Consider the following 16,872-nt stretch of genomic DNA (forward strand, 5'->3'; position numbering starts at 1 on the left):
TTGATACTTAGTCGTCAGAAGATTTACGAAACTTCCTTGTCTCAAGCTCTACCATAAGAGCGCGGCGGGAATGTAAAACTTTCAACAAAACAGGTCAACAGCAATTTATAGAACCGAAAAAATGTATACGTTTAGACATTTGCCTGCAGGCCACATCTGCCTGTGAATAATCAGGTTTTACGTTGTTTTTGCCGTTTTTTTTGATCCTGACCAACTTCTGTGCCGTTTCTGAAGAATGTGCCCCTGTTTCAGAAAAATTGAAATCAGTCACAAGAACAGGGGGCAGAGGCCGTAAACGGACAAAACGGTTTTGATTTGAGAATTATCAGTGGGTCCGTGATCTCTTTGATTGCGGGCAAAGTTAGCGGCGGGTTACAATCAATGACGTGGCACGTTCGCTGCCCATATTTCATTTTTGTGCCATTCTACAAAGCCAGATTCAAGAAACAGTCATACTGAAAGAGGGGAAATCACATGGGATTCTGGATGGATAAGTTACGGGGTGAACTCGTTGATATCATTGAGTGGATCGATGATTCGAAGCATGTCCTCACCTGGCGATTTCCCCGCTATCAGAATGAAATCAAAAACGGTGCTCAATTAATTGTGCGGCCAGGCCAGATGGCGCTGTTCGTGCACCGAGGACAAATCGCCGATGTGTTTGAGCCAGGCCATTATCAGCTCACCACCGACAACCTGCCGATTTTGGGAACGCTTCAAGGCTGGAAGCACGGCTTCAACAGTCCGTTTCGCTCCGAAGTCTATTTTGTCAATACCACGCAGATCACAGACCTGAAGTGGGGTACGCCGAATCCGATCATGCTCCGCGACCCCGAGTTCGGTCCCATTCGGCTCCGCGCCTTCGGAAACTATTCGCTCAAAGCCAATGATCCGCGGATCCTCGTCAAAGAACTCGTGGGAACCGATGGAGAGTTTCATTCGAATGAGATCAATGAACTGATCCGATCGATCATTATCAGTTCCTTCGCCGACCTGATCGGTGAAGCCAAGTATGCTGCTCTGGATCTCGCTTCCAAGTACATCGAGATTTCGACCGAGCTGAAAACAATGGTCAACGAACGGATCGATGATGAATACGGTCTGGAAACGCCGCAGATGTTGATTGTGAATATCTCGCTCCCTGAAACGGTAGAAAAAGCGTTGGATACACGAACCAGCATGGGTGTGATCGGTGATATGAACCAGTTCCAGCAATACCAGATGGGACAAGCGATGCTTTCCGCCGCCGAGAACCCGTCTGGTGGAGGAGCTGCCGAGGGCATGGGACTGGGGATGGGGTTCGCGATGGCCAATCGCATGGTGCAGTCTCCCGGAATGGGGGCACCGGGCCAGATGGCGCCACCGCCACCACCGGTGGCCTGGCATACCGCCGTGAATGGCCAGACCCAAGGCCCGTTTCCGCTGGAACAGATCGCGCAGGGTATCACCGGCGGTCAGATTTCGGGAACCACCCAGGTCTGGTCGGCCGGCATGGCGGGTTGGTTGCCTGCAAGTCAGGTGCCTCAGTTGGCAGGATATTTTCAGGCAGCAACACCTCCGCCGCCACCTCCAGCCGGTTAAGGGGCAGACCCATTTCAATAGAGCCTATGATGAGAGCCATTGTGATTTCGAGATTGAATCGCTGTCAGAAGCAGAACAGCCAGAGGCTGGTGTGCGTGTGAGAGTCGCGCATATAATCACCCGGATGATCATTGGCGGTGCGCAGCAGAATACGCTTTTTACGGTCGAAGATCAGTATCGCGATTATCAGGACGAAGTCTCACTCATCACCGGGCCGACCGAGGGGCCTGAAGGGACGTTAATCCCTCGCGCGGAGCAGGGCGGTTTCGATTTACGGATCGTTCCGCATCTGACACGCAGCATCAGCCCGTTGAATGACTGGCGCGCGTATCGGGAATTGATCACAGAACTCCGCGATTTCCAGCCCGATCTGGTACACACTCATAGTTCGAAAGCCGGCATTCTTGGACGGGCGGCGTCCTGGCATCTGAAGCTGCCGACGGTGCATACCATTCATGGTGCCGCCTTTCACTTCGGACAGTCTCCCGTGCATTATCATGCTTATATTGCTGCGGAAAAATGGGCAGCCCGGCGCTGTGATCGGCTCATCAGTGTGTGTGATGCGATGACAGATCAATATGTCGCAGCCGGCATCACGACCAAGGATCGCTGCGACACCGTTTACAGCGGAATGGAAGTCGAACCGTTTCTCACACCATCGCGTTCCCCGGAAGAGGTCCGCCGGGAATTGGGCATTCAACCCGACCACATCGTCATCGGCAAAGTAGCACGCCTCTTTCATTTGAAAGGGCACAAGTACCTGATTGAATCCGCCAAACAAGTGGTCGAGGTTCAACCGCAAGCCCGCTTTCTTCTGGTCGGCGATGGAATTCTCAGAGCAGAATTCGAACAACGCATCGCTGAACTGGGACTCTCAGAATATTTCATTTTCGCCGGTCTGGTGCCTCCCGAGCAAGTGCCGGAATTAATTCATGCGATGGATATTGTCGTGCATACCAGCGTCTGGGAAGGACTGGCCCGCGTATTGCCTCAAGGACTGATCACCGGCAAACCGGTGGTTTCGTACGACGTGGATGGTGCTCGGGAAGTGGTGATCCCCGATGAAACCGGTTATCTCCTGCCACCCGAATCAATCGAACCGTTGTCGCAGGCGCTGATTGAACTCGCCGCGGATCCTGAAAAACGCAACCGTTTTGGTCAGACGGGACGCGAACGATTTACCGATCAGTTTCGTCACGAAACGATGACGCGTCGTTTACGCGAGATTTATCAGCGGGTCCTCGACGAACGAGAACAACACAAGGCGTAAAAAAACGCAGGATAGCAGACTGATTCAGTGCTATCCTGCGCGTGTGTCAGCGGGTCTTATTTCTGGATCAGAATGTTCACACCCTTTTTGTTCGAAAGGACGATATCAGGGCGGCCATCGCCGTTCATATCGGCCATCGAAAACTGAGTGCCCACGCCGGTATCGTTGCCCGCTTCGATCTTGTGAGGAATGATCTGAGGAGCGGAGTTCTTACCGCGTTTGATTTCATACCAGTACATCACCACGGGATCTTTACCACCCGGGTCATTGCCATTGTGAGCAAAGAACCGTTTGCCGGTCACCATATCGCGTTGCCCATCGCCGTTCATGTCGATGAAGTGCATGGCGTGGGTTTGAGAGTAGCTCTTATCAATCTGATGTGCCTTATATTTCGGCTTGCCATCTACTGAAACATTTTCAAACCACCAGACGCCGAACGCATGTGCTGAACTACCGATGATGTCGTTATCGCCATCCATGTCCAGATCTTCCACATACAGGTCAGCCATCTTCTCAGAAGGCTCGGCACCGCTTACGCTCAGCGTAAATGGATGAAATTTCCAGAGTCCTTCTCCCAGCTCTTTAGGCCCTTCCCACCAGCCATTCGGAATCAGGACATCCTGCCGACCATCTTTATTGACGTCGCCGACACCCAGACCATGATAATATTTGAACGTTCCGTTTTTCATCGGATCGCCGGGTTCGCTGATGGGCATGAAGGTCCATTTTTTCGTGGCCAGTTCTGGTGGTGGAATTTCTAGATATCCCATCTGCTTTTCCGGCTGTGATCCGAAGATCAGTTCCGGTTTGCCGTCACCATTCAGATCTTCGAATTTGGGGGTTTCATTACAGATACTGTGCCAGATTAGATGTTCTTTCCAGTGACCTGATTTATTTTTAGGGTTTTCGTACCAGTAGAATTCTTTGCCGGGAAAACTGACGTAAATGAAATCAGTCCAGCCATCCTGATTGATGTCATAAGCAAAGTTGCAGAAGCTGTCACTGTATCCTTTACCGGCGACAAACTTTCCGGGCTTGCGAACCTCATGCATTTTCCAGTCGGGGGCTTCATACCAGACATCGCCGGCAATGACATCCATTTTGCCATCTTTATTCACGTCGGCTGCGGCAGAACCTTCCGAACGGAAAGCGGCATCCAGTTGTTGACGTTGCCAGGCTTCACCGGCAGAAACTTCAAACGAACCTCCCAGCAGGACCAGCAGTGTGGCGGCAGAGAGAGTACTCAAGCGACGATAGAATGCGTGTTTGATATTCATTTATTTTGTCCCGTAGTTAACTTGCGAACGCGGTAAGTTTCACTATCACCAATATAGACGTTTCCATCAGGGCCGACATAAACTCCATGCGGCCGTGCCATGCGGCACTTCGTGGGATCTCCATCAGGGCCATCTCCTTTTTTGCCATCTCCCACGGCTGTCTCGATGATGCCGTTTTTCTTGCGGATCACGCGAATCGTATGGCTTTCGGTGTCAGCCAGATAAATGTCTCCATTGGGGGCGACGGAAATCCCTTTCGGGCCTGACAAAGTTGCTTTTTTTGCTGGTCCGCCATGCCCCGTATATCCTTTTTTACCAGTCCCCGCGATGTGATGTAAAGTCTCATTACCCAAATCGATACGATACACTTTGTTTCCTTCCCGCAATGCAAGATACAATGCACCCTTTCCAGAGCCATCATTGAAGAAATCCAAAGCCCGCGGCCCATTGAGCGGTGTGCCTGAAACCTTCGCACCATCGGGAGTTGGCTTACGTGCGCCGGTACCGGAAAATGTACTCACGATGCCTGTTTTTAAATCGACGCGGCGAATACGGTGATTACCGATGTCACAGATATACAGGTTATCGTTGTGATCCAATGCAATCGAGTGCGGTCGTGAAAAAGTAGCTTCCGTCGCCAGTCCCCCATCACCTGAGAATCCTTTCTTGCCGGTGCCTGCGATTGTTTCAATCTTACCGGTCTGAGCATCCACGCGGCGGACGATGTTATTCACCATTTCCACGAAATACATATTGCCCGCTTTGTCAAAACGAACCTCATATGGCTCATTCAGTTTTGCTTCCAGCGCCGGCCCGCCGTCGCCGCTATACCCTTTTTTGCCTGAACCGGCGACTGTGGAAATCGTTCCTGCTTTTTCATCGATGCGGCGAATGACGTGGCTTTTGATTTCACAGACATACAGTGCCCCATCAGGCCCGAGTGTGAGGCCGTAAGGCTCCCCGACCATCGCCTTCACAGCGGGGCCGCCGTCTCCCGAGTGTCCCTGCTTTCCGGTGCCTGCCAGTGTTTTGACAGTTTGTGCAGAAAGGGATGAGGCAAACAGTCCAAATACCAAGATGCTGAAAAGAAATTGAGTGCGTTTCATGGTGTGAATCCAGATGTTTTGAGTTACCGCTTATTGAGGAAGATCGTCAAACGGACGCTTCAGATCATCGTGTTTAAAAATCAGATAACGTCCGACATTCGGGTTCTGCTTTAATAACTCGGCCGGTGGAATCAGGGCCTGTCCTTTGCTCTGTTTATCGATGACCAGAACTCTCACTCCGTCGGCATGATCCTGCTTTTTGAAGAATTGATCGATCAGAACATTTTCCGGCGATCCTTGCTCATTGAGAATCACGACATATTCCGCAGAGGGTTGGGGCACCGCCGGCCGCTCTTCCGCACAGCCCAGCAGAAAAATCGGACTCATCAGCAACAGGCCGATGTTTATAATTGAAGAAAACGAGACGCTCATTACTGAACGCCCCCCATCTCGGAATTCAGTTTGTCTTTGTTGTTGAACAGGATGTTGCTGTCCATCGGGCCGAACCAGCCGATCTGAAATTTCTTGGGATCTCCGCCGTATGCAGAGGTGCCGGTTCCCGACATCACAGCGGATGTCACACGTCCGTCTGCCCAGCCGATATTGGCGACCGTTCCCGTGTGCCGGAAATGAATTGAGGGATCCGGACGCCCCGATGTTTCTTGAAAAGTGGGAGGCGTAGTAAGCGTGCCCCAGTTATCGACAAAGAAAGGGGGTTCAATGAAACTGTATTCAATAATGTGCAGGTCGGGGAACCCCTGGGCTAATGCGGCATCCGAGAAAGCAACGGTGCGGGACAGACTGCCAATTTCGCGCATTCTTGTTGGAACCTGATATCCCAGTTCATAAGTATTTTTCCAGTGTGTTCCACCCAGGTAAGTCTGGTTGTAACCATATCCACCCGCGCCTCCCTCGAACGCATTTGCTACCGTTCCATGTTCACCAAAGTTACCAAAGGTGGGACATTTTTTGATCGCCGCATTCTGTTCCAGATAGGGAGCCAGTGGTCCCAGATGGTGCTTAAACTTCGTGGTTCCATTGCTGGTTACCCGTTTTCCATGCCAGCGTTCTTTATTCCCATTAACGAAATCACCTCCATCTGCAGAAGCTGGAGGCCAGTATCCACTGTTGGAATCGGCATACATATGGCAGGCCAGTACGATCTGACGCAGGTTATTTTTGCACTGCGCCATCCGGGCTGCTTCGCGTGCCTGCTGCACAGCCGGTAGCAGTAATGCGACGAGAACAGCGATGATGGCAATCACCACCAGTAGTTCGATCAGAGTAAAGCCGTTTTTACGAGTCGGCGTTGAAGAACTTTGGCTGGTCTTTTGAGACACAGAACGGGAATTGAGAAAGTGCATTCTTACGGTGATTTCATCGTTAGAGAGAAGAAGGAAGGTTTTAAACGGTCTTCTCTATTCTAACCAACTTATACCGCAGATGTCTTGCCCAGCGGGTAGCCTCTATGTCGGGGAAACCAATTTTTTGAAGAAAAGGAGCTTGAAATAGCCTGGTTTTGGAGGCTATTCAGAACCAGCTTCCGCCTCATTTTGCTTAGTGATGATCTCGCGTTCTTTCTTCAGGCACATTGTGATAAATGTTCCCGAGATGACAGCTTGCGCTACCAGATAGATCAGGATGTCCGGCCCATTCAGAATAATGCAGGCGCCGAAGGCAATCACAAACAGAGCGATCAAACGTGTTTTCAGACTCATAGTGCTGACCTTGTTTTATTTCGAAGAAATGAATCGCATGTTCTTTGGTTTCACTAAGTATAGTGCTGTATGATACATTGAGCAATTCCGATTTGTAATCCAGCAATAGTAACTTTCTCGATTTTCCCACAGAGTGAGAATCGTAAACTCTCCAGAAGAACCGGAGAAATACAAGATGAGCAACATAGCAGAAATTCAGGATTATCTCGTGAATCTCGCGCCCCCCGATCTGGCGGAGAGTTGGGATAATGTGGGGCTGTTGACGGGAGACCCTGCACAAAACGTGAATCAGATTCTCACCTGTTTAACGCTGACACCGGATGTCGCCGCGGAAGCGATCGCAGCTGGCGTCGATCTGATCATCAGCCATCACCCGATATTGTTTCGACCTGTGCAACGGATTACCTCGACATCGGTCGAAGGCAAAATGCTGCTTGATCTGATTCAGGCAAAAATTGCCGTCTATAGTCCTCACACCTCATATGACAGTGCCGAACGCGGTATCAACTGGCAGCTGGCAAATTTACTCGGACTGGAAGAAATCGGCGTTCTCAGGCCCATCGTTTCCCAATCAGATGAGTCAGACGGACAGGAAAGAGGCGCCGGCCGATTTGGAACGTTGCCCGCAGAATTCACACTTCCGCAGTTGAACCAGTTAATCAAGCAGGCACTGAAGGTGAATTCGCTGCAGTTTGTAGGGGAGTCCGATCTACGAATTCGTCGTATTGGTATCGCCTGCGGGGCCGCAGCGGAATTTTTGAAAGACGCCCACCATCATGATTGTCAGGTCCTTCTAACTGGGGAGGCAAGATTCCACGCCTGTCTGGAAGCCCGTGCACTGGGTATGGGACTGATCCTCCCCGGACACTACGCCACCGAGCGACCGGCAATGGAGCAGATGGCACAGCTCTTACAGCAGCAGTTTCCAGATTTGAAAATCGGGGCTAGCCAACAGGAGTCGGATCCACTGCAGTGGGACTGTGATCCGGAGTCGTCTTGATCAAAAGTCATGACTTCCTGCTGGTTTAGATGTCTCTATGTATATTCTCAAACGGTTGCCATTGACCTGACCGGCAGATTTCGCCATTATCCCCCCTCTCTCAGTAGTTTAAATTCTCTTTTTTGACACATCTTTCGAACTGTGAACGAATTCTTGTGTCAAGATATGTAAATAAAAGCCTACATAGACTTAATCAATTTCAATGTCCAAAGTGAAAACCAACCGTTTCGAAGTAGAACGGATTAAAAAGTTAGAGAAAATCCAATCCCTGGGATTTGACCCCTGGGGACAGCGATTTGACGGCCACATTCCTATCGCCGAAGCACGCACTCAGGCACCTGAAGAGTCAGGCGTGGATGGCGAAGATGTTCGCATTGCAGGCCGGATTATGTTGCGTCGTAAAGCGGGCAAGCTTCGCTTTTATGATATCAAAGACTGGACCGGCAAAATTCAGTTGCTCTTCTCCCGCGGCGATTTAAGCGAAGCCCAGTGGGAGTTGATGGGCACCTTGGATCTTGGCGATCTGATTGGCATCGATGGCTGCCTGCGACGCACCGAGACAGGCGAAATTTCGGTTTTCGTCAAAGAATTGACGGTACTTTGTAAGTCTCTGGCACAGCCTCCGGAAAAACATCATAGTGTCAAAGACGTCGAACTACTGCTTCGGCAGCGTTCGCTCGATCTGATTTACACCGAAGGCGTTCTGGATAAAATGCTCCAACGGAGTCAGATTATTGACTCGGTGCGCCAGACACTGCGAAATCACAAGTTTGCAGAAGTTGAAACGCCGATGTTGCATGCGGTTGCCGGTGGTGCAGCGGCTCGGCCTTTTATTACGCATCATAACACGCTCGATATCCAACTCTATATGCGAATCGCATTGGAACTGCACCTCAAACGATTGATGGTGGGGGGGATCGAACGCGTCTACGAAATCGGACGCGTCTTCCGAAATGAAGGTATCGACGCGACGCATAATCCCGAATTCACGATGATCGAAGTTTATCAGGCATACGGCGATTACGAGACGATGATGGATCTGACCGAAGCCATCGTCACCGATGCCGTCAAAGTGATCAGCGATACGATGCAGCTTCCCTGGGGTGAAGATCAGACGATCGACTTCAGCGGCCCTTGGGAGCGGAAAAAATATTATGATCTGGTCAAAGAACACGCTGGCTGCGATCCCTATGATCCCGCTTCCGTAGCCGAAGTGGCAAAGCAACATGGAATCAAAACTGAGAATGTCCACCCGGATGTGGTTCTGAATGAAGTGTTTGAAGCCACCTGCGAGGAACATTTAATCGGGCCGGTTTTTGTGATCGATTATCCCGCGTCCATTTGTCCGTTAACCAAACGGAAAAAGGGAGATCCCAACATCGCCGAACGCTTCGAGCTGTTCGTGCAGGGGATGGAGCTGGCAAACGCCTACACCGAATTGAATGACCCGCTGCTGCAGGAAGAATTGTTCAAAACACAATTAACGGGTCTTTCGGACGAAGACTCGATGGCGAAGATGGATACAGATTTTATTAAAGCGTTAAAGGTTGGTATGCCGCCGGCTGGAGGCTTGGGAATTGGCATTGATCGTCTCGTGATGTTGTTGACCAACAGTCACACGATTCGCGACGTGATCTACTTCCCACTGCTTCGTCCCGAAGGACAACCAGCTCCACCAGAGTAAACCAGGGATGTGTCCGGCACTCATCTGAATGACTGCCGACAGAATAATCAGCCAAAGGATTGGCCGTATGTACAAATCATTGTTATGCCTGCGATATTTGCGAACCCGTTATATTGCACTGGCCAGTATCATCAGCATGACGCTCGGCGTCGCGACTATGATTGTCGTCAACAGCGTCATGGATGGTTTCAGCACCGATATGCGAACTCGTCTGCGGGGCATTCTGGCGGATGTCATCGTTGAAACGAATTCACTCGATGGTGTTCCCAACACACAGGACATAAAAGACCGCATCAACCGTGCTGTGGGCAAAGACATTGAGGGCATAACGGCGACCGTCGAAATTTATGCCATGCTCAGTGTGCAATATGGTTCACAGTGGCAGAGCAAGCCGGTCACCCTGATCGGCATCGACCCCGACACCAAAGCGACCGTCGGACCGCTCTCCAAATATCTGGTCAACACCGATGAAAACGCGGTTCCTGATTGGGAACTCTCGCCGGAAGCCATGGCTTATCGTAAAGAATGGACTACCCGCGCCCAGTGGATGGTTGATCGCTGGAATCATAATCCGCCGCCTGAAGAAAACAAACAGATCTCCTTTGAAGAACCGGCATCGAACGGGCCTCTGCCCGAACCCGACTTCGACTCGGAATCAAGTTCGGAATCACCCTTTGATTCAAAACCTCAGGTCGCAGACAAATCGAAAGCGATTATCAATCCCTTCGACAAGGGTTTGAAAGGTTCGGCTTTCGAAAAAGAAGAAAAGCGTGATCCCGGCAGTCCCTTGAAGGCACGTGTCTACATCGGCTATGGACTTGTCAGCTTTCCCTATGAAGACCCGGATACCGGCAAAACGGAAATGTTCCAGATCGTCAAGCCCGGCGATGATGTCAAAATCAGCACGGTTACTGCCGGCCATCCTCCTGAACCAATCCACTTCAATGCGACCGTTGTCGATCTGTTCAAAAGTGATATGAGCGAACACGACAGCAGCCTGGTATTCTGTAACCTGGAATATCTGCAGGAAGTCCGTACCATGATCGATCCTGAAAGTGGGGAAAAATCAGTCACGTCTATTCAGATCAAACTCAAAAATCCTGAAGACGCCGCCATGGTGGTCAGCAAACTGGAAGAAGCTTTACCTCCCAATCTGTTCCGCGTGCGGACCTGGGAAGACAAGCAGGGGCCACTGCTGGCAGCCGTCGAAGTGGAATCGGCGATCCTGAACGTCTTGTTGTTCATGATCATTGCCGTCGCCGGTTTTGGTATCCTCGCGATCTTTTTCATGATCACAATCGAGAAAACCCGAGATATCGGCGTGCTGAAAGCACTGGGCGCCAGCTCGAACGGCATCATGTCGATCTTCCTGTCTTACGGACTGGCACTCGGTCTGGTCGGCAGCGGAGTGGGCGTGATCGTCGGCTTGCTGTTTGTGAAGTATATCAACGAGATCGAAAGATTCATTACCTTTGTGACCGGTCGAAAAGTGTTTGACCAACGCATTTATTACTTCCCGGAAATATCGACTCATGTGGAACCGATGATGGTGTTTTGGGTGGCAGTCGGCGCCATGACCATTGCTGTCCTGGCCAGTATTCTTCCCGCCCGCAAAGCAGCACGTTTCCACCCCGTAGAGTCATTACGATATGAATAGGGTTCTTTGAATCAGAACTCTGTTCTCAAACAAAGAAAAATTGTCACCCTCGTCGTTCTCCCGTTTATGTCGAGTATGAATTCATGACAGAGACCATTTCCATGCCGCATCCACAGTTATCCGCGATTGCCGTTGAAAAGGCGTATCGAAAAGACAAGCACAAGGTCCCTGTTTTGCGCGGGATTGATGTCGAAGTCAAAAAGGCAGAGTTTCTATCGATCGTCGGTCAGTCCGGCTCGGGAAAAAGTACGCTGATGCATCTGTTCGGCTTGCTGGACTTTCCCGATGTCGGGGAAATTCGTCTGGAAGGCCAGCGGATCGACGATTTACCCGACCACGCCCGCGACCAGCTTCGCAACCGGGTTTTTGGCTTTATCTTCCAGTTCTATCACCTGTTGCCCGAACTGAATCTGCTGGAAAATGTGCTTTCGCCGCTCATGATCCGCTACTCGACATGGGAATACTGGAAACGCAAAAAAGAGTTCAAACAGGATGCTCTGGAGATTATTGAGAAAGTCGGCCTGTCGCATCGTATCAAGCATCGTCCCTCCGAAATATCGGGAGGAGAAATGCAGCGGGCCGCGATTGCCCGGGCATTAATCGCCAAACCACAAATCTTGCTGGCGGACGAACCTACCGGAAATCTGGATAGTAGTACCGGTAAAGAGATTATGGACCTGCTGACCAACTTGAATGAGCAGGAACAGCTGACTATCATCATGGTAACGCACGATGATTCGATTGCAGCACAGGCGCATCGAACGGTTCGTTTGCGGGAAGGTCAGATTGAGGTACTGGGGAAATCCCAGGCCGCTTCCGTCCCCGCATAGTGACAAACGTCAGACTTGTTGCTCGTCTGAACCACCGTCGCTCGCGTTGTGTCAATGGCGTGAGCCACTGCATGTGATTCTTCGATCGGAAATGGATTTCTCTGATTGCAAAACAGGATGGAAATTTCGCCAAAACCTGCCAGTTGTGTCTTGGCCTAGTTTGAGAATGGTACCAGATTGTAATGTCGCTCCAAATTTATCTTGACGGAAAACTGCTCCCCAAGGAAGAAGCAAAAATCAGTGTGTTCGATCACGGGCTGCTGTACGGCGATGGCGTGTTTGAAGGCATTCGTGTTTACAGCAAAAAAGTTTTCCTGATGCAGGAACATATTGATCGCTTGTATGAAAGCGCTCTTGCCATTCGCCTGGAGATTCCCCTGTCGAAAGCAGAGATGATCAAAGCCGTCAACGAAACTGTTGCTGCGAACAATATCGAAGATGGTTACGTGCGATTGGTTATCACGCGCGGTGCAGGCTCCTTAGGTCTCGATATCCGCCGTACCAGCAATCCGCAAGTCATCATCATTGCCGATAATATTTCTCTTTACGATCCACAACTCTATGTTGACGGTCTGAAAATTATCACCGCAGCCACTATCCGTAACCATCCGGCTGCACTCTCATCGCGTGTGAAATCATTAAACTATCTAAATAACATTATGGCGAAGATTGAAGGCACGGACGCCGGCTGTCTGGAAGCGTTGATGCTCAATCACAAAGGTGAAGTCGCCGAATGCACGGGCGATAATATCTTCATCATCAAAGATGGGGTCGTTAAAACGCCTTCAATCGATGCAGGAATTCTGGAAGGCATTACCAGAAACGCCGTGATCAAACTGGCTGAGCAGTCCGGCATTACCGTCGAACAGATCCCGTTCACACGCCACGATATTTTCATTGCCGATGAATGCTTCCTGACCGGTTCTGCCGCTGAAGTGATTCCGGTGGTGGAACTGGATGGTCGCAAGATCGGCGATGGGAATCCGGGACCGATCACCAAGGACCTCAACGAAAAATTCAAAAAACTCACCCGTGAATAAACTGATTAACGATTGTCGTAACCAGTCAGAAATTCAACGCGGCTTGACAAATTCGGGTGTCTCCGCGGCACTTAATATCTCCTGGATTCAGGTCGGGATATGCATCTTGACGCGACCCCGACCTTCGATAACATGCGGAGTATGAGTCGCGTGCGCGAGTGAAACTGTTTTTGTCAGGTGAACTTATTTGTGCTGTGAATTCCGTCACTATAAAAGCTCCTTGTTTTACGCACTTTCGATGGTGCTTCCAGCATTGGTTCCCGATCTTCAGTTTGTTATTGGGCCGGTTAAAACACACTTGCGACATACTGGGGCTCCCTATGAATCGAGTTCAAACCAACTTCAGACACGTTTGCGTCAGCGACATCCTGGTGCCGTTTGCACAGGTCTCCAGGCTCGACGCATCACAATTTACAGACGTCCTCTCCCATCGTATCTGATATAACCTCACCCGCTGAGATGAATCTCTACTGAACGATCGTTGCATCCGCTTTTTTGTATGCTACGATAAGAAATTATCAATCCGCGCGATCGGTTTACTCTATTGGTGTGTTTAATCTCTCAGCGAAACCGCCTTGCCTGTCCAGTCTGGAATCTTTCTGATGCGAATATCATCTCACTCGATTGTTGGTCTCTGGTGTGTCTCTGCTTTGCTCTGGTTATCGACTGGCGCCCAGGGAGAACCAGCCGCCAGCTCTTCGACGACAGCAAAAACAGACCGCGAGGCAACCAAGCAGGCGCTAGCCGAATTCAACTCGCTAATCGGTGGCTGGCGTGGTGTGGGGATGATCAAACGGAATTCTCGTAAGGGAGCCTGGTCAGAAAAAGCAGAGTGGGTCTGGAAATTCGACCCAAAATCAACCGGCATTGCTTACCAGATTACAGATGGCAAATTTCTCAAGTCGGCTTTGCTCACTTATAATCCAGAGGCGAAAACCTATTTGCTCTCCACGGTGCTGCCCGATGGGAAGACACGCGATTATACAGGCACGCTAAGTAAAGACACGCTGATTCTCGAATCAGCGCCCGACAAGGAAGGAGCGATTTATCGTATCTCCATTCGCCGGCTCAATGAAAAACGTACACTCGTATTGTTCGAGCAACGCAATCAAGGCCAGTCTTTTTATTACCGCCTCGCAGAAGTCGGCTACACCAGAGCAGGTACAAAACTGGCGGAGTCAGGCAGTGGTGGCCCGGAATGCATCGTGACCGGAGGCGCGGGCTCAATCCAGGTCAGCTATCAGGGCAAAAATTATTATGTTTGCTGTAGCGGTTGCAAACAGGCTTTTGAAGAAGATCCGGAACCCTTCATTGAGGAAGCAAAACAAAAAGCAGAAGCCCGTCGCAAACAGAAATCCCAGTAATTCACGATCAGGTGAATCGTGCTATCTAATTCTGTGAGTGAATTAAATAGGTGAGGGTAGGCCCGCATGTAATTCGGGCCGAGCGCAGCGAGCAGGAAATTGTTAGTGAAATAGAACGATTGAGCAGGGCCGTAGTTGCTGATTCAGTTAATTCAGTGGGTGAGTTTATTCTGAATCGTACGCGTGCCCTGACAATTTCCTGTTGTCTTTGACAACCCCGAATTGCATGCGGGGCTACCCAGGGTGATATTGCCTTTTACCCGAAATCGCGTCTAAAAATCTTCCAGCGAAGATCCTAAGTCGCCGCTGGCTAAGTCATCAGCCGGTTCTTCTAGAATCACTTCTTTTTCTGCCAGATCGGTGCGGGGCAGGGGAATTCGATCTTCCTGCTGTGACTTCTTTGACATCGGGTTCAACCACTTGGGCAGCTTGGAAAACCGCGAAGGCTCTTCCGCCTTCGTCTGCAGAATTGCAGGCTCCAGCTCCACTGGTTGTAGCTGAGAGACATTCTGAATGGCTGCGGGCTTATCTTTGTTGGTATAAAATTCCAGACCCAAAAAAGGAGAGCGGCTATTACTGTCCAACCGGAACATTTTATTAGCCAGTCCCTGACATCCTGTCTGTGTGCCTAGCAGAAGTGTGCTGATACAGAGAACCCAAATTAATCGCAGCCCGTTCATTGGTTGACTTATTCCATCCTTGTCCAAGTCAAATTCACTCTGATTGTTTGATCTCATATCTCGCCGGCGTCAAAACGGACGTCATTCGAGAATTGATCCAGTATCGTCATCGGCTAACTCTGCCGGACAGATTGCCTCTTTTCTTTAGATCACAGCATCTCATAGAAAATAGTTCTGCCTCAGGTTGCTTAACCTCAACAGTTTACTGAGTTACTCATCCGCCATTGACTCCGTCTGCCGACTCTCGATCTCATCTTCTGTTTCGACGGGAGGCTCGCTTTGCGTCGGCACATCACGAAAACCAAGCGTACTTGTTATTGGTTCATCGCCACCCAGCTGACAGCCTGTCCACGACAGTCCGAACAAAAGAGTACAGAAGATTTTAAGGTGTAACGATTTGCGCATTGGGATTCCTTTCCCAGTCATTCTGAAACAACACCCCCACTATTTCGGCTGCGGTTCATATCAGGAATCGGCATTTTTGTGAAGAGCGATTTCCACTACAGCACGGTTCCTTATCGAATTTCGGCATACCGGAACTCTGTTCCACTTTCGTGTTGTGTTTTCTCACCATGTTGCGTCGAAGCATCTTCGCGTTAACTCTATACATGAAAGCATTTTATGGAAATGTCTCTCACTTGCCATGGTCTTGCGTTGTGATTTCACCTCATTGCGTTTTGAGGCCGTGCCGATCTCTGATAGAAAAAAAGGCCGACAGGGAAAATATATATCTCCTTACAAAACAACAGGTTACGCTTCTTGGGTTGAACAGATTGTAAAAAGTTTTTAACGCTTTGGCTCGTTTGGTATTCAGCTTGCTTAACACTCCAGTATCAACTCTGAAACGTTTAACTCGATGCAAAACAATATCACAACACCAGGAGACTTCAACGATGAAAAACATCATCAACCAACTGATCAACGACGAAGCCGGCTTCATTGTTTCTGCAGAACTCGTGCTGATTTCCAGTATCGCTGTTCTGGCGATGATTGTTGGACTCTCGGAAGTCGCCAGCAATATTAACAATGAACTTGAAGATGTCGGCAGTGCCTTCTCCTCAATCGATCAGTCTTACCAGCTGAGTTACTCACACGGCCACAAAGCCTGTACCGATCCCAGTAGCTTCAACGATCAATCTGACTTCTGCTCAGGTCAGTGGGACGTGCGATAATCTTCGCGTCACCCTCTGGCACCCCCCCCACCACCCGAAACGTGCTTTCTTTCCGATGATGAAAGCCTGCAGGGCTTCACCACCCCTGCAGGTTTTATGAAACCCGAAACAAAAATGAACCACAACTCTTTATGGAGACCATCAACATGAAACTCATGCTGATCCAATTGATGAATGAAGAGGCGGGATTTATTATCTCGTCCGAACTGGTCCTTGTCTCAACCATTGCTGTCCTGGCGATGATTGTGGGACTGAGCGAAGTCGCTCACGGCGTGAATCAGGAACTCGAAGACGTGGGGAGTGCCTTTGGTCGCATTAACCAGAGTTTCTATGTCGCCGGTGCGTCAGGTCATAAAGGACACACCTATGGCAGCGATTTCCATGACCAGTTTGATTTCTGTGACGGCGAGAACGACATCGTCTGCGACCGTCCTCCTGTGCGGGAAGGGCGAGGCGGCTACAACAATTAAACATCAAAAAAGTAATACAGCGTTTCCGTAACAGGAAGCAGGCTTGCATCGAGGGGGAAGTCTCCACCTCAGGCACCCTCATC

17 protein-coding genes are annotated in these 16,872 nt (G+C 50.1%); 10 read left to right on the plus strand and 7 right to left on the minus strand.

Going from position 1 to position 16,872, the window contains the following annotated elements; translation table 11 throughout:
• The first annotated feature begins 474 nt into the window (after positions 1-474).
• Positions 475-1,581, plus strand: a complete 1,107-nt coding sequence (locus AAC022_RS26445; protein WP_339736201.1) for an SPFH domain-containing protein — start codon at positions 475-477, stop codon at positions 1,579-1,581.
• A gap of 97 nt (positions 1,582-1,678) precedes the next feature.
• Positions 1,679-2,851, plus strand: coding sequence for a glycosyltransferase family 4 protein (locus AAC022_RS26450; RefSeq protein WP_339736203.1), 1,173 nt, complete (start codon positions 1,679-1,681; stop codon positions 2,849-2,851).
• Between the two features lie 56 nt (positions 2,852-2,907).
• On the opposite strand, the gene AAC022_RS26455 is transcribed toward AAC022_RS26450, so the two are convergent.
• The 5 genes from AAC022_RS26455 to AAC022_RS26475 all read right to left on the minus strand — a co-directional run bounded on the left by AAC022_RS26455 (position 2,908) and on the right by AAC022_RS26475 (position 6,892).
• The gene (locus tag AAC022_RS26455; RefSeq protein WP_339736205.1) at positions 2,908-4,128 is read right to left on the minus strand and encodes a VCBS repeat-containing protein; all 1,221 of its coding nucleotides are present in this window, start codon (positions 4,126-4,128) and stop codon (positions 2,908-2,910) included.
• Complete coding sequence (locus AAC022_RS26460) at positions 4,125-5,234, minus strand: hypothetical protein (protein WP_339736207.1); 1,110 nt, start codon at positions 5,232-5,234, stop codon at positions 4,125-4,127. Before AAC022_RS26460 ends, AAC022_RS26455 begins: the two co-directional genes overlap by 4 nt.
• Positions 5,235-5,264: 30 nt before the next feature.
• On the minus strand, positions 5,265-5,606 hold the full coding sequence (locus tag AAC022_RS26465) for a hypothetical protein (protein WP_339736209.1): 342 nt from the start codon (positions 5,604-5,606) through the stop codon (positions 5,265-5,267).
• Positions 5,606-6,538: a DUF1559 domain-containing protein gene (locus AAC022_RS26470; protein ID WP_339736211.1), complete on the minus strand. Its 933-nt coding sequence runs from the start codon at positions 6,536-6,538 to the stop codon at positions 5,606-5,608. The genes AAC022_RS26465 and AAC022_RS26470 overlap by 1 nt, the downstream gene beginning before the upstream one ends.
• Before the next feature lie 162 nt (positions 6,539-6,700).
• Entirely contained in the window at positions 6,701-6,892 is a 192-nt protein-coding gene (locus AAC022_RS26475) for a hypothetical protein (RefSeq protein ID WP_339736213.1), read from the minus strand.
• A gap of 175 nt (positions 6,893-7,067) precedes the next feature.
• On the opposite strand from AAC022_RS26475, the gene AAC022_RS26480 reads away from it, so the two are divergent.
• The 6 genes from AAC022_RS26480 to AAC022_RS26505 all read left to right on the plus strand — a co-directional run bounded on the left by AAC022_RS26480 (position 7,068) and on the right by AAC022_RS26505 (position 14,467).
• The gene (locus AAC022_RS26480; protein WP_339736215.1) at positions 7,068-7,892 is read left to right on the plus strand and encodes a Nif3-like dinuclear metal center hexameric protein; all 825 of its coding nucleotides are present in this window, start codon (positions 7,068-7,070) and stop codon (positions 7,890-7,892) included.
• Between the two features lie 202 nt (positions 7,893-8,094).
• Positions 8,095-9,576 (plus strand): lysine--tRNA ligase, encoded by a 1,482-nt coding sequence (lysS, locus tag AAC022_RS26485; protein ID WP_339736217.1) that lies wholly within the window; start codon positions 8,095-8,097, stop codon positions 9,574-9,576.
• Between the two features lie 67 nt (positions 9,577-9,643).
• On the plus strand, positions 9,644-11,233 hold the full coding sequence (locus AAC022_RS26490) for an FtsX-like permease family protein (protein WP_339736219.1): 1,590 nt from the start codon (positions 9,644-9,646) through the stop codon (positions 11,231-11,233).
• Positions 11,234-11,316: 83 nt separating this feature from the next.
• A complete protein-coding gene (locus tag AAC022_RS26495; protein ID WP_339736221.1) occupies positions 11,317-12,063 on the plus strand; it encodes an ABC transporter ATP-binding protein in 747 nt (248 codons plus the stop codon).
• Positions 12,064-12,245: 182 nt separating this feature from the next.
• Positions 12,246-13,103: a branched-chain-amino-acid transaminase gene (gene ilvE / locus AAC022_RS26500; RefSeq protein ID WP_339736223.1), complete on the plus strand. Its 858-nt coding sequence runs from the start codon at positions 12,246-12,248 to the stop codon at positions 13,101-13,103.
• A gap of 602 nt (positions 13,104-13,705) precedes the next feature.
• On the plus strand, positions 13,706-14,467 hold the full coding sequence (locus AAC022_RS26505) for a YHS domain-containing protein (RefSeq protein WP_339736225.1): 762 nt from the start codon (positions 13,706-13,708) through the stop codon (positions 14,465-14,467).
• 272 nt (positions 14,468-14,739) lie between these two features.
• On the opposite strand, the gene AAC022_RS26510 is transcribed toward AAC022_RS26505, so the two are convergent.
• On the minus strand, positions 14,740-15,147 hold the full coding sequence (locus AAC022_RS26510) for a hypothetical protein (protein ID WP_339736227.1): 408 nt from the start codon (positions 15,145-15,147) through the stop codon (positions 14,740-14,742).
• A gap of 210 nt (positions 15,148-15,357) precedes the next feature.
• A complete protein-coding gene (locus AAC022_RS26515; RefSeq protein ID WP_339736229.1) occupies positions 15,358-15,552 on the minus strand; it encodes a hypothetical protein in 195 nt (64 codons plus the stop codon).
• A gap of 488 nt (positions 15,553-16,040) precedes the next feature.
• On the opposite strand from AAC022_RS26515, the gene AAC022_RS26520 reads away from it, so the two are divergent.
• Together AAC022_RS26520 and AAC022_RS26525 are read left to right on the plus strand one after the other, a co-directional pair.
• The gene (locus tag AAC022_RS26520; RefSeq protein ID WP_339736231.1) at positions 16,041-16,319 is read left to right on the plus strand and encodes a branched-chain amino acid aminotransferase; all 279 of its coding nucleotides are present in this window, start codon (positions 16,041-16,043) and stop codon (positions 16,317-16,319) included.
• 146 nt (positions 16,320-16,465) lie between these two features.
• Positions 16,466-16,789 (plus strand): branched-chain amino acid aminotransferase, encoded by a 324-nt coding sequence (locus AAC022_RS26525; protein WP_339736233.1) that lies wholly within the window; start codon positions 16,466-16,468, stop codon positions 16,787-16,789.
• The last annotated feature ends 83 nt before the right edge of the window (positions 16,790-16,872 follow it).

It is taken from the genome of uncultured Gimesia sp., assembly GCF_963976445.1.
Classification (GTDB): Bacteria; Planctomycetota; Planctomycetia; order Planctomycetales; family Planctomycetaceae; genus Gimesia.

Bases quoted from the DNA above. Each gene is read 5' to 3' on its own strand.
- AAC022_RS26445 (WP_339736201.1), top strand. From the start codon at position 475: ATGGGATTCTGGATGGATAAGTTACGGGGTGAACTCGTTGATATCATT.
- AAC022_RS26455 (WP_339736205.1), bottom strand. From the start codon at position 4,128: ATGAATATCAAACACGCATTCTATCGTCGCTTGAGTACTCTCTCTGCC.
- AAC022_RS26460 (WP_339736207.1), bottom strand. From the start codon at position 5,234: ATGAAACGCACTCAATTTCTTTTCAGCATCTTGGTATTTGGACTGTTT.
- AAC022_RS26465 (WP_339736209.1), bottom strand. From the start codon at position 5,606: ATGAGCGTCTCGTTTTCTTCAATTATAAACATCGGCCTGTTGCTGATG.
- AAC022_RS26470 (WP_339736211.1), bottom strand. From the start codon at position 6,538: ATGCACTTTCTCAATTCCCGTTCTGTGTCTCAAAAGACCAGCCAAAGT.
- AAC022_RS26475 (WP_339736213.1), bottom strand. From the start codon at position 6,892: ATGAGTCTGAAAACACGTTTGATCGCTCTGTTTGTGATTGCCTTCGGC.
- AAC022_RS26480 (WP_339736215.1), top strand. From the start codon at position 7,068: ATGAGCAACATAGCAGAAATTCAGGATTATCTCGTGAATCTCGCGCCC.
- lysS (WP_339736217.1), top strand. From the start codon at position 8,095: ATGTCCAAAGTGAAAACCAACCGTTTCGAAGTAGAACGGATTAAAAAG.
- AAC022_RS26490 (WP_339736219.1), top strand. From the start codon at position 9,644: ATGTACAAATCATTGTTATGCCTGCGATATTTGCGAACCCGTTATATT.
- AAC022_RS26495 (WP_339736221.1), top strand. From the start codon at position 11,317: ATGACAGAGACCATTTCCATGCCGCATCCACAGTTATCCGCGATTGCC.
- ilvE (WP_339736223.1), top strand. From the start codon at position 12,246: ATGTCGCTCCAAATTTATCTTGACGGAAAACTGCTCCCCAAGGAAGAA.
- AAC022_RS26505 (WP_339736225.1), top strand. From the start codon at position 13,706: ATGCGAATATCATCTCACTCGATTGTTGGTCTCTGGTGTGTCTCTGCT.
- AAC022_RS26510 (WP_339736227.1), bottom strand. From the start codon at position 15,147: ATGAACGGGCTGCGATTAATTTGGGTTCTCTGTATCAGCACACTTCTG.
- AAC022_RS26515 (WP_339736229.1), bottom strand. From the start codon at position 15,552: ATGCGCAAATCGTTACACCTTAAAATCTTCTGTACTCTTTTGTTCGGA.
- AAC022_RS26520 (WP_339736231.1), top strand. From the start codon at position 16,041: ATGAAAAACATCATCAACCAACTGATCAACGACGAAGCCGGCTTCATT.
- AAC022_RS26525 (WP_339736233.1), top strand. From the start codon at position 16,466: ATGAAACTCATGCTGATCCAATTGATGAATGAAGAGGCGGGATTTATT.